This window comes from Phycicoccus sp. CSK15P-2 (assembly GCF_016888005.1).
Taxonomy (GTDB): domain Bacteria; phylum Actinomycetota; class Actinomycetes; order Actinomycetales; family Dermatophilaceae; genus Phycicoccus.
On sequence record NZ_JAFDVE010000006.1, the window covers coordinates 31,800 to 43,048 of the forward strand.

Sequence of the window (11,249 nt, forward strand, 5' to 3'; positions counted from 1 at the left end):
GCCTCTCAGTAGGCCAGGGATCGGTCGACGGCGTCGAGCACGCGGTCGAGGTCGGGCAGGAAGTCCTCCTCGAGCCGGCTGGGCGGGTACGGCACGTTGTAGCCGCCCACCCGGAGCACCGGGGCCTCGAGGGCGTAGAACGCCTGCTCGGTGACCATGGCCGAGATCTCGGCACCGATGCCGAGGAAGGTGGACGCCTCGTGGACGACGACCGCCCGGCCGGTCCTGCGCACCGACGCGAGGACGGTGGCCTCGTCGAGCGGTGCGAGCGACCGGAGGTCGACGACCTCCACGGATCGCCCTTCCTCCTCCGCCGCCTGCGCCGCCTGCAGACAGGTCTTGACCATCGGCCCGTAGGCGAGGAGCGAGACGTCGGTGCCCTCGCGCATCACCCGGGCGGTCCCGAGCGCACCGTCCGGGCCGTCGCCGATCTCGCCCTTGTCCCAGTACCGCCGCTTGGGCTCGTAGAACACGACCGGGTCGTCGGTCTCGACGGCCTGCTGGATCATCCAGTGCGCGTCGTGCGGGTTCGAGCACACGGCCACCCGCAGCCCGGCGGTGTGCGCGAAGTAGCTCTCGTTGGACTCGCTGTGGTGCTCGACCGCGCCGATGCCGCCGCCGAAGGGGATGCGGATGACGATCGGGACCGTGACCGCGCCGAGCGAGCGGGCCCGCAGCTTGGCGACCTGGCTGACGATGTGGTCGAAGGCGGGGTAGACGAACCCGTCGAACTGGATCTCGACGACCGGTCGGTAGCCGCGCAGCGCCATGCCGATCGCGGTGCCCATGATCCCGGCCTCGGCCAGCGGCGTGTCGATGACCCGGTCCTCGCCGAAGTCCTTCTGCAGCCCCTCGGTGACCCGGAAGACACCGCCGAGCTTGCCGATGTCCTCGCCCATGAGGACGACCTTGGGGTCCTTGTCCATCGCGGCCCGCAGGCCGGAGGTGATGCCCTTGGCGAGCGTCGTGGCGGCCATCAGCGGGCCTCCTCGAAGGACGCGTGGTACTCGGAGAACCACTCCCTCTCGCGGGCCATGACGGGGTGGTCGTCGGCGTACACGTGCGCGAACATCTCCGCGCCGTCGGGGTCGGGCATCGCGAGGCACCGCTCGCGCACGGACGCGCCGAGCTCGTCGGCCTCCGCGTCGACGGCGTCGAAGAACTCGGGGTCCGCCTTCTCCGTGGTCGTGAGCCAGCGCCGGTAGCGCTGGATGGGGTCGCGGTGCTTCCAGACCTCGACCTCGGCCGAGACGCGGTACTTCGTGGGGTCGTCGGACGTGGTGTGCGCGCCCATCCGGTAGGTGAAGGCCTCGATGAACGTCGGTCCCTGGCCGGTGCGCGCGGCGTCGAGCGCCCGCTTGGACACGGCGTAGACCGCGAGGACGTCGTTGCCGTCGACCCGGATGCCCGGGAAGCCGAAGCCCCGGGCCCGGTGCCACAGGGGGGCGCGGCTCTGCTTCTCGTTGGGCTCGGAGATGGCCCACTGGTTGTTCTGGCAGAAGAACACGACCGGGCTGTTGTTGACCCCGGCGAAGACGAGGGCCTCCGAGACGTCGCCCTGCGAGGTGGCGCCGTCGCCGAAGTAGGCGATGACGGCGGTGTCGCGGCGGTCGTCGCCGGTGCCGACGTCGCCGTCGCGCTGGACGCCCATCGCGTAGCCCGTCGCGTGGAGGGTCTGGGCGCCGATGATGATCGTGTAGAGGTGGAAGTTCTTCTCGTTGGGATCCCACCCGCCGTGGTTCACTCCACGGAACATCCCGAGGAGGTTGACCGGGTCCACGCCGCGGCACCAGGCGACGCCGTGCTCGCGGTACGTGGGGAAGGCGTAGTCCTGGCGGCGCAGCGCCCGCCCGGAGCCCACCTGGGCCGCCTCCTGCCCGAGCAGGCTCGCCCACAGGCCGAGCTCACCCTGACGCTGCAGCGCGGTGGCCTCGGCGTCGAAGCGCCGGACGAGGACGAGGTCGCGGTAGAGGCCGCGCAGCGCCTCGTCCGAGAGGTCGTCGACGACGGCGTCGAGCTCGGGGTCGGGGACCCGCTCGCCTTCGGGGGTCAGCAGCTGCACCATCTCGGGCCCGCCCTCGCTGGCCGGGCGGTCGGGCGCGTCGGCACGGGTCACGTGGTGTTCGACGCCGAACGCGGTCTCGAGCGGTGCGACCTCGTTGTCGCTCACGGGGCACTCCTTTGTCCGGGCCCCGTGGTGACGGGAGCCGTTCCGGGGGTCGTCGCGCCGGCGGTGCTGGGTGTGGCGGGCGGGCGCGTCCGGTGTAGGGGCCCACCGTACCCGGCCTGCACTTCGTCGCGGGAGCGTGCAGAGTGGACGTGTGACGACCCGATCCGCACCCCGCGCCCTGCTCGCCCCGACCACTGCGGCCCTGCTCGCTGCGGCCATGCTCGTGGCCTGCAGCGACGGTGGGTCGAGCGCACCGTCGACGTCGTCGTCCGCACCCCCCACGGCGGACGCCGGCACGACCCCGTCCCCGTCGGACAAGGCGGGTCGGGGCCGGCCCACGACCCTCGGGGCAGAGGTCACCCGGGTCGCCGACGACTGTGTCTACGTCGAGATGGAGGGCCGGCCGGGCTGGATCGCCCTCCGTGGCGAGGTCCCCGACGTCGCCACGGGCGACCGTGTCGAGATCCTCGGCGCCTTCGACGACACCGAGTGGCCCGACTGCCCGGACGGCGCACCCTTCCTGGTCACCGAGCTGACGTCAGCCGGCTGAGCCCGCGGCGCCGGACCGGCGACCGGGGAGTCCTCCCCCGTCCGATCCGTGACGCCCGGCGGGCTCAGGCGAAGGGCTCCTGCCCGGGCTCGACCAGCCGCAGCCAACGGCCCTCGTAGGGCTCCAGCACCAGCGACACCCGACCGCGCTCGCCCACCGGCTGCTCCCCGGTGTCGCCCAGGACGTCGCTGAGGACGAGCCCGTCGGCGTCCTCGAGCCGGAGGTCCACGGTGGCCGCCCGCGACCCGAGGTTGTGCACCGCGAGCATCCGCCACCCGTCGGCGTGCGCGACGTGCGCCAGGACGGCCGGGGTGTCGTGGTCCAGGACCTGCACCGTCGACCAGCCGAGCTCGGGCATCTGCCGGTACCGGCGCACCAGGGTCCGGATGAAGGACCACAGCGAGCCCGGGTCCCGGCGCTGGTCGGCGACGTTGACCTGCTCGGGGCCGAAGGCACCCTCGACGACCGGCCGGACGAGCCGCCGCCGCGTCGCGGTCGAGAAGCCCCCGTGCTCACCGGAGGTCCACTGCATCGGGGTGCGGACGGCCAGGCGCCCCGGCACGTCGAGGTTCTCGCCCATCCCGATCTCCTCGCCGTAGAAGAGCACCGGGGTGCCCGGCAGCGAGAACATCAGGGAGTACACGGAGCGGATCCGCCGCTGGTCGCCGCCCAGCATCGGGGGCAGACGACGGCGCAGCCCACGGTCGTACAGCTGCATCTCGGGCTCCGGCCCGAAGGCGGCGAACACCTCCGCCCGCTCGTCGTCGGTCAGCTTGTCGAGGGTCAGCTCGTCGTGGTTGCGCACGAAGTTGGCCCACTGGCTCTGCAGGTCCAGGTCGGGGCGCTCCCGCAGCGCCGCCGCGAGCGGGCCGGCGTCCTCCCGCGCCAGGGACAGGTACATCGCCTGCATCCCGTTGAAGTCGAACTGGAGGGTCAGCCCGTCCCCGTCGTCCCCGCCGAAGAAGTCCTTCTGGCCGGCGTAGGGAAGGTTGACCTCGCCGAGCAGCGCGGCGTCCCCGAGCCGGCGGTTCACGTAGTCCCGCACGTCACCGAGGTAGCGAAACGGGTCGAAGGAGCCCGGCTCGGCCCCCGGGTAGTCGTCGTTCTGGAAGAGGAACGGCACGGCGTCGATGCGGAAGCCGCTCACCCCCAGCTGCAGCCAGAAGCCGAGGGTGCGGGCGATCTCCTCGCGCACCTGCGGGTTCGCGACGTTGAGGTCCGGCTGGGTCCGGTAGAAGTGGTGGAGGTACCACTCGCCGGTCTTCTCGTCGCGCTCCCAGATGCTGTCCTCGGCGTCCGGGAAGACGACCTCGTCGGCGGTGGGCGGCGGCTCCTCGTCGGTCCACACGTAGTAGTGCCGGTACGGGTCGTCGGTGCCGCGGCGGGCCGAGCGGAACCACGGGTGCTTGTCCGAGGTGTGGTTCATGACGAAGTCGACGATCACCCGGATGCCCCGGGCCTCCGCCGCCCGGACGAGCTCGACGAAGCGGCCGAGGTCGCCCAGGCGCGGGTCGACCCCGAGGAAGTCGGTGATGTCGTAGCCGTCGTCGCGACCGGCCGTCGGGTACAGCGGCATCAGCCAGAGGACGGTGACCCCGAGGTCGGAGAGGTACTCGAGCCGGTCGGTCATCCCCTGGAGATCACCCTGGCCGTCCCCGTCGCTGTCCTGGAAGGTCTGCACGTCGGCGCAGTACACGACCGCCGACTTCCACCACACGTCGCCGACGTCGCTGCGCCTCACCGGCCGACCTCCTCACGCTCGACCGCCGGTACGCCGGTCGTCGCCGGCGGAGGCGGCGTGGGGGCGAGCTGCGGCAGGACGTGCTCGCCGAAGGCGTCGACGAACCGCTCCTGCTCCTGGCCGACGAAGTGCAGGTACAGCTCGTCCCATCCGGCGTCGACGTACTCCTGGAGGAGCGCGGTGTGCCGGCCGAGGTCGCTGGAGACGTTGACCACGCCGGCGACGTGCTCGGGGGTGACCGTCTCGGCCATCGCGTCGAAGTGGTCGATGTGCTCGGCGTCCCAGCAGACCGGCGGGGGGAAGACGTTGCTGCGCCACTGGTGGTGGGCGATGGCGGCCGCCTCGTCCTCGGTCGGCGCCCAGCTGAGGTGCACCTGGAGGCGGGCCGCTCCTCGCCCGCCGGCGTCCCGGTACGCCGAGAGGATCTCGTGCAGGGTCTCCAGCGGCTGGTTCGTCGTGGCGATGCCGTCGGCCCAGTCGGCGTGAGCGGCTGCCGTGGCGGGCGTGACCGCGGGCCCGACGAGCGGTGGCACCTCGTCGGGCAGGGTCCAGAGCCGGGCCCGGTTGACGGTGACCAGACCGTCGTGGCTCACCTCCTCACCGGCGAGCAGGCGGCGGATGACGTCGACGCACTCACGCAGCCGCGCGTCCCGGACGTCCTTGCGCGGCCAGACCTCCCCGGTGACGCGCTCGTTGGACGCCTCACCCGAGCCGAGGGCCGCCCAGAACCGGCCCGGGAACATGCTCGACAGGGTCGCGATCGCCTGCGCGATGATCGCCGGGTGGTAGCGCTGCCCGGGGGCGTTGACCACCCCGAACGGCAGCGAGGTCGTGGCGAGCGCGGCACCGAGGAAGGACCAGGCGAAGCCGGACTCCCCCTGCCGGACGCTCCAGGGTGAGAGGTGGTCCGAGGACATCGCCGCGGTGAAGCCGGCCTGCTCGGCGTGCTGGACGTCGCGCAGCAGCCGGCCCGGAGCGATCTGTTCGTGGGAGCAGTGGAACCCGATGACGGTCATGCACCGCCACGAAACAGCAGATCAGTAGGGGCGTCAAACCCCGGCACGGCGCCGACGGACGGCCAGCGCCCCGGCGGCGAGGACCGCGAGCGCCGCGACGGCCAGGTAGCCGGCCCAGTACGGCCGGTCGAGCAGCGTGGGGTTGTCGGGTCGCGCGCCGAAGCGGCCGAGCACCGGGACCGCGACGAGGGTCAGTGGGCCGAGCACGACGAGCAGCCCGACGAGTGCCGGACGCAGCCAGGCGGGGGCGCGGGTCGCGGCGAGCACCCCGAGGACGATGACGACCGGAGCGAGCACGCCGTCGTGGGCCACGACCCCGCCGACGAACCAGACGAGCACGTTCACCAGCTGGGGGCCGAGGCCGACCGCCAGGACGAGGCCGTAGGCCAGGAGACCGAGCCCCACCGCGCCGAGGGCCGCGCGCGCCGCCCTCATGCCCGGACCACCTCGACCTCGCCGAGCCACTTGGTCTGGAGGACGCCCGGCCGGGCCGGTGCGATGAGTCGGCAGGGGTAGCCGTGGTCGGGGTGCAGGGGCTCGCCGCCGAGGGTCAGTGCGAGCAGCGAGTCGGGCTCGCCGACCCAGGCGGCCGGCAGGGTGCTCTCTCGGTAGCCGCCGCGGGCCTGCAGCGAGCGCACGACGACGTCGTCCTGCGCCGTCCCCCCGACCCGGGCGACGACGTCGAGGACCGACACCCCGCCCCACGTGCCGTCGGCGCTCCAGCCCTCGACGCACGCGATGGGCAGCACGGCCTCGCGCTGCGGCATCGCCCGGAGGTCCTCGAGCGACAGCTCGACCATCCCGTCCGGGCCGGTGACCCGCAGCCGCCAGCCGGGGTCGTCGATGACGTCGACCACCTGGGCGCCGACCGCGCTGCGGTTGACCGGCACGCCCTGCGGCCCCTCGCCGGAGCGCACCGCGAGCACCGCGACCCGGCGCAGGCCGGGGACACCGACCGAAGTGGTCGCGACGACCGCGACCGCCGCTGAGAGCCAGGTCGTCCGGAGCAGCGTGCGCCGGGACGGGGCACCGGGCGTGGCGGGCCGCGTCTCGAGCGGCGCGCCGAAGGCCTCCCGGACGACCGGCAGCTTGACGGCGACGTGGACGACGACCGACCCGATCGCGACCCATGCCATCGCGTAGTGCGCGGAGATGAACCCGAACGACCACGGGTACCACTGCGCGCTGTTCGCGAGGCCGGTGACGAGCTGGAAGACCCCGGCCCCGACGAGCAGCAGCACCGACCCCCGCTCGAGCAGGTGGAGGGCGAGCCGCCGCGGGTCGAGCGGCGGGCGCTCGACGAGCCGCGGGAAGACCGACCAGAGCTTGACGAGGATGAGCGGCACCGCCGCCGTGCCGGACGCGACGTGCAGTCCCTGGGTCACCTGGTAGAGCCGGCTCGGGCCGGTGGGCAGCGGCAGCCCGGCCACGGGGTGCTGCAGGAAGTGCGAGTAGAGACCGGTGAGGAAGCACACCCCGAACGCCACGCCCAGCCAGGCGCCGACCCGGGCCGCGGTGCGCGGGCCCCGCAGGTCGCTGCGGAAGTCGTCCGGAGAGGGGACGAGCGCGTCGACCCGGGCCGCCAGTCCGGTGAGCCGCCGCTCGCTCACGACCCGCTCCGGTCCGGCTGCGGCGAGGCCGCCCGGCGCGCCGCGTGCTCGCGCCAGAGCCGCGCGAACCGGGTGCCCGGCGCGGCCGAGGCGACGTGCTCGGCGTCCTCGACGTGGTCGACGTCGCGCAGCAGCGGCCCGGCCACCGGCGGGTACCCGGCGGCCTCGAGCGCGGCCGCGGTGAGGCGCCCGGTGTCCGCCCGGCTCATCGGCACCCCGGCGAGGACGGTGGCCTGCGACGGGTGCGTGGTGACGAGCACCCACCATCCGCCGTCGACGGCCGGGCCGAGGACGGGGCGGCCGTGGTCGTGGGCGAGGTCGGCGACCCCGCGGAGCAGCGCCGCGTGCGCCTGCGGGGTGTCCATCCCCACCTGGACGACCGGCCCGCCAGCGAGGCGGTGAGCCTGCCGGTGACCGTCGACGAGCCGCTCGGCGAAGGTCTGCCCGCTCTGGGGGACGACGAGCCATCCCTCCGCGGCACGGCGCAGCTCGGCCGAGCGGGCGGCGTCGGCGAGCTCGCCGGTCAGGGCGAGGACGCGCCGCCCGGCCGGGTACGCGGCGGCGCCGGCGTCGAGGGTGTCGAGCAGGGCCGCGGCGGCGAGCTCGGCGGCGGCCTGCGGGCCTACGGCGGCGGCGAGCCGGGTCTTGGCGCGGCCGGCGACCGGCGCCTTGGCCATGACGAGGACGCTCCCCCTCACGGCAGGACCTTCGCGAAGTCGCGCGCGGCCCGGACCGTCCCGCTGACCGAGCCGGAGACCTTGGACCGGGTGCCCTCGGCCCGCGGGTGGTAGGCGATGTCGTGCTCGCTGATCGTCCAGCCGGCCCGCTGGGCCCGGACGAGGAGCTCGACGGGGTAGCCGAACCGACGGTCGACGACGCCGAGGTCCAGCAGGTCCGCGCGGCGGCAGACCCGGGCCGGGGCGATGTCCCGGACGGCGAGGCCGGTGCGGCGGCGCAGCCAGGCGAGGACGGCCGCGTTCCCGGCGCGGGCGTGCCACGGCCAGACCCCGCGCGCACTCGGCCGGCGGCGCCCCACGGCCATCGTCGCGCGTCCGTCCCGGACCTCCGCGAGGAGCGGGAGGAGGTCGCGCGGGTCCATCGACCCGTCGCCGTCGAGCACGGCGACGTACTCGGCCGTGGCCGCCTCGACGCCCGCGTGCACCGCGGCGCCGTAGCCCGGGGTGCGCTCCTCGACGACCGTGGCGCCGAGCCCGCGGGCGACGTCGGCCGTCCCGTCGGTGGAGCCGTTGTCGACGACGACAACGCGCATCCCCTCGGGCACGAGGGCGAGGAGCGCCGGGAGCGCGGCCGCCTCGTCGCGGCAGGGCAGCACCAGGTCGCAGGTCGTCGTCACGCGCTCGACACTAGGTCAGCCGTGCGGGCCGGGCACCCTCGGACGGCCTTACGGATCGGTGACGTCTCGCCCTCGTCGGCGGCGCGGGGCCCGGAGCGGCGACGCGGCACGGCATCCTGTCGGTATGACCCAGGCCCCCGCCCGGACCCCCACCCCGGTCCGCGCCGACGACCGTGCCGGCCGGCGCGCGTGGTGGGGGCTCGCGCTCGGGCTCGTCGTGGTGGCCGCGGCGATGGTCGTGCCCAACGCCTTCGGCGTCGTCGTCAAGGCCGGTGGCGCCGAGCCGCTCCTCGGGGACTGGATGCTGCGATACGGCCCGTCCAGCCTCGTCGCGGTGGCGCTCGTCGTCCTCGCGGCCCGGCCCGGGACGCACGCCTGGCTCGATGCGCTCCCGTGGCGGCGGCTGCTCGTCCTGTCCTGGCTCGTCGCGGTCGTGTGGATGGTCTCGCTCGCGCTCGTCGACGGCTACGCGGGGATGGGCAGGATCCTGAACCACGGCACCGAGTACCTCGAGAGCGCCCGGATGATCGACGACGTCGGCGAGGCGCTGCGCACCTACGTCGACCGGATCCCGCTCGACGCACCCGGGCACTGGGCCGTCCACCTCGCCGGGCACCCGCCGGGCGCGGTGCTCATGTTCATCGGGCTGGACCGCATCGGCCTCGGGGCGTGGCAGGTGGCCGGGCCGATCGTCGTCGCGGTGGGGGCCACCGTTCCCGCAGCGGTCGCCGTCACCCTCGACCGGCTCGGAGCACAGGACGCCGCCCGCCGCGCCCTGCCGTTCCTCGTCCTCGGCCCGGCCGCCATCACCTCGGCGGTGTCGGCGGACGCGGTGTTCGCCGCGACCGCAGCGTGGGGGATGGCCACACTGGCCGCCGCCGGGGCCGCCACGGGGGCACGGCGGGGTGGGCTCGCCGTCGTCGCCGGCCTGCTCCTCGGCTGGTGCCTCATGGAGTCCTACGGGCTCGGGCTGCTCGCGCTGCTCGCGGCCAGTGTGCTGCTCGCGATGCCGGTGCCGTGGCGCGTGCGGCTGGGAGTCGGCGCCGTGACCGCGGGGGTGACGCTGGCCGTCGTCCTCGCCTTCGTGCCGCTCGGCTTCACGTGGTGGGAGGCCTTCCCCGTCCTCCACGACCGCTACTGGGACGGCCTCGCCGCACAGCGTCCCGGCTGGTACTGGCTGTTCGGCAACATCGGCGCGCTGTTCCTCGTCGCGGGCCTGCTCCTGCCCGCCGCGCTGGGCGCCGCGTCGGTGCCGGTCGTGCGGCTCGTGACCGCCGCCGGTCGCGCCGCGGCGACGCCCTGGGAGGCACGGGTGGCCCCCCTCGTCGCCGGGGGCGTGGCGATGGTCGCCGTCGCCGAGGTCTCGCTGCTCAGCAAGGCCGAGGTCGAGCGCATCTGGCTGCCCTTCATGCCGTGGATGCTCCTCGCGGTGCTCTGGCTGCCGCCGCGCTGGCAGCGGTGGGGTCTCGTCGCACAGGGCGTGCTGGCCCTGGTCGTCCAGCACGCCGTCCGCCACGTCTGGTGACCCCATCCCCCTCGACATTTCGGGGTCACCCCGAAATGTCCGCCAGACAAGGGTTCGGAACCGCTGTCTCGTGGACGAACCAGGGTCTCACGCGAGCTCGGAACGCCGGGCGTCCCCGGCCGGCTCAGGCGCGCAGCGGCGCGGTGGCGAAGGCGGCGAGCCCGTCCTCGGGGAGCACCTCGGCCGTGAACCCGAGCTCGGCGGCGGCGCGGACGGGCGATGCCACGACGTGCCGGACGTCGCCGATGCGGTACTGCCCGGTGACGCGCGGCTCGAGGCCGCGCCCGGAGCCGGCCGCGACGTGGCGGGCGACGTCCGCGATGGCGATCGGATGCCCGGAGCACACGTTGTAGGCGCGGTGTGAGCCGACATCGTGGCCCACGACCGCCTCGACCGCGGCCCGGTTGGCGCGGGCGACGTCGTCGACGTGGACGAAGTCGCGCATCTGCCGGCCGTCCTCGAAGACCGTCGGCGGCGCGCCGCGCTCCAGGCTCGAGCGGAACATCGCGGCGACGCCCGAGTACGGGGTGTCCCGGGGCATCCCGGGCCCGTACACGTTGTGGTAGCGCAGCGACACGGCCGCGCCGGGCGCCTGCCGCACCCAGGCCGAGGCGTACCCCTCCTGGGCGACCTTGCTCACGGCGTAGCTGCTGCGCGGGTCGAGCGGGGCGTCCTCGCCGACGAGGGCCCAGTCGAGCGGCCCGCCGCACACGGGGCACGGGTTGTCGAACTCACCACCGCCGAGGCTCGCGTCCGTCCGGGGGCCCGGCGCCTGCCCGCCGTGCTCGGGGCACGTGTAGCTGCCCTCGCCGTACACGACCATCGACGACGCCTGGACGACGCGGGAGACGCCCTCGGCGTGCATCGCGGCGAGCACGGCGGCCGTGCCGAGGTCGTTGTGCCCGGCGTACAGGGGAAGGTCGGCGGCGGTGGCGCCGGCGCCGACCATCGCCGCGAGGTGGACGACGGCGTCGACGCCCTGGAAGAGGTCGGCCCATCCGGCCGCCTCACGCACGTCGAGCACGTGCAGGGCCGGCGGCGGGTCGTCCCGGGTGGCCCGCCCGTGGGCCTCGGGGATGACGAGGTCGACGGCGACGACCTCGTGCCCCGCGCGGACGAGCTCACGCCACGTCGCCGTCCCGATGAAGCCGGCCGCGCCGGTGAGGAGGATGCGCACGACGCCTCATCCTGCCCTGCCCCCACCACCCCTCGGGGGGGGGGGGGGGGGGCCCCGCCCCCCCCCCCCGGGGGGGCCCCCCCGCGCCGGGGGGGGGGGGGGGCGG

11 protein-coding genes are annotated in these 11,249 nt (G+C 74.7%); 2 read left to right on the plus strand and 9 right to left on the minus strand.

The window, feature by feature from the left end:
- Positions 1-5 precede the first annotated feature (5 nt).
- Together JQN72_RS03765 and pdhA are read right to left on the minus strand one after the other, a co-directional pair.
- Positions 6-977, minus strand: a complete 972-nt coding sequence (locus JQN72_RS03765) for an alpha-ketoacid dehydrogenase subunit beta (RefSeq protein ID WP_204133828.1) — start codon at positions 975-977, stop codon at positions 6-8.
- Positions 977-2,170, minus strand: coding sequence for a pyruvate dehydrogenase (acetyl-transferring) E1 component subunit alpha (pdhA, locus tag JQN72_RS03770; RefSeq protein WP_374190869.1), 1,194 nt, complete (start codon positions 2,168-2,170; stop codon positions 977-979). The genes JQN72_RS03765 and pdhA overlap by 1 nt, the downstream gene beginning before the upstream one ends.
- Positions 2,171-2,321: 151 nt before the next feature.
- Between pdhA and JQN72_RS03775 the strand changes: the two genes are divergently transcribed.
- Complete coding sequence (locus tag JQN72_RS03775; RefSeq protein ID WP_204133829.1) at positions 2,322-2,720, plus strand: hypothetical protein; 399 nt, start codon at positions 2,322-2,324, stop codon at positions 2,718-2,720.
- Between the two features lie 64 nt (positions 2,721-2,784).
- Here JQN72_RS03775 and JQN72_RS03780 read toward each other — a convergent pair whose 3' ends face one another.
- From JQN72_RS03780 to JQN72_RS03805, 6 genes are read right to left on the minus strand one after another with little or no spacing between them, the layout of a single operon-like run.
- Entirely contained in the window at positions 2,785-4,461 is a 1,677-nt protein-coding gene (locus tag JQN72_RS03780) for an alpha-amylase family protein (RefSeq protein ID WP_204133830.1), read from the minus strand.
- On the minus strand, positions 4,458-5,477 hold the full coding sequence (locus JQN72_RS03785) for a TIGR03885 family FMN-dependent LLM class oxidoreductase (protein WP_204133831.1): 1,020 nt from the start codon (positions 5,475-5,477) through the stop codon (positions 4,458-4,460). Before JQN72_RS03785 ends, JQN72_RS03780 begins: the two co-directional genes overlap by 4 nt.
- Before the next feature lie 33 nt (positions 5,478-5,510).
- Complete coding sequence (locus JQN72_RS03790; protein ID WP_204133832.1) at positions 5,511-5,912, minus strand: hypothetical protein; 402 nt, start codon at positions 5,910-5,912, stop codon at positions 5,511-5,513.
- On the minus strand, positions 5,909-7,087 hold the full coding sequence (locus tag JQN72_RS18835) for a molybdopterin-dependent oxidoreductase (protein ID WP_307812404.1): 1,179 nt from the start codon (positions 7,085-7,087) through the stop codon (positions 5,909-5,911). The genes JQN72_RS03790 and JQN72_RS18835 overlap by 4 nt, the downstream gene beginning before the upstream one ends.
- Positions 7,084-7,785: a DUF2064 domain-containing protein gene (locus JQN72_RS03800; RefSeq protein ID WP_204133833.1), complete on the minus strand. Its 702-nt coding sequence runs from the start codon at positions 7,783-7,785 to the stop codon at positions 7,084-7,086. The genes JQN72_RS18835 and JQN72_RS03800 overlap by 4 nt, the downstream gene beginning before the upstream one ends.
- Positions 7,782-8,441 carry a glycosyltransferase family 2 protein gene (locus tag JQN72_RS03805; protein ID WP_204133834.1) on the minus strand — a complete coding sequence of 220 codons (660 nt, stop codon included), beginning with the start codon at positions 8,439-8,441 and terminating at the stop codon, positions 7,782-7,784. Before JQN72_RS03805 ends, JQN72_RS03800 begins: the two co-directional genes overlap by 4 nt.
- Positions 8,442-8,565: 124 nt before the next feature.
- Between JQN72_RS03805 and JQN72_RS03810 the strand changes: the two genes are divergently transcribed.
- Positions 8,566-9,966 carry a hypothetical protein gene (locus tag JQN72_RS03810; protein WP_204133835.1) on the plus strand — a complete coding sequence of 467 codons (1,401 nt, stop codon included), beginning with the start codon at positions 8,566-8,568 and terminating at the stop codon, positions 9,964-9,966.
- 124 nt (positions 9,967-10,090) lie between these two features.
- Here JQN72_RS03810 and JQN72_RS03815 read toward each other — a convergent pair whose 3' ends face one another.
- Positions 10,091-11,143 carry an NAD-dependent epimerase/dehydratase family protein gene (locus JQN72_RS03815; protein WP_204133836.1) on the minus strand — a complete coding sequence of 351 codons (1,053 nt, stop codon included), beginning with the start codon at positions 11,141-11,143 and terminating at the stop codon, positions 10,091-10,093.
- Between the last annotated feature and the right edge of the window lie 106 nt (positions 11,144-11,249).

What these genes read in the sequence shown, in the direction of transcription:
- JQN72_RS03765 (WP_204133828.1), bottom strand. Translation starts at nt 977, where the DNA reads ATGGCCGCCACGACGCTCGCCAAGGGCATCACCTCCGGCCTGCGGGCC.
- JQN72_RS03785 (WP_204133831.1), bottom strand. Translation starts at nt 5,477, where the DNA reads ATGACCGTCATCGGGTTCCACTGCTCCCACGAACAGATCGCTCCGGGC.
- JQN72_RS03790 (WP_204133832.1), bottom strand. Translation starts at nt 5,912, where the DNA reads ATGAGGGCGGCGCGCGCGGCCCTCGGCGCGGTGGGGCTCGGTCTCCTG.
- JQN72_RS03810 (WP_204133835.1), top strand. Translation starts at nt 8,566, where the DNA reads ATGACCCAGGCCCCCGCCCGGACCCCCACCCCGGTCCGCGCCGACGAC.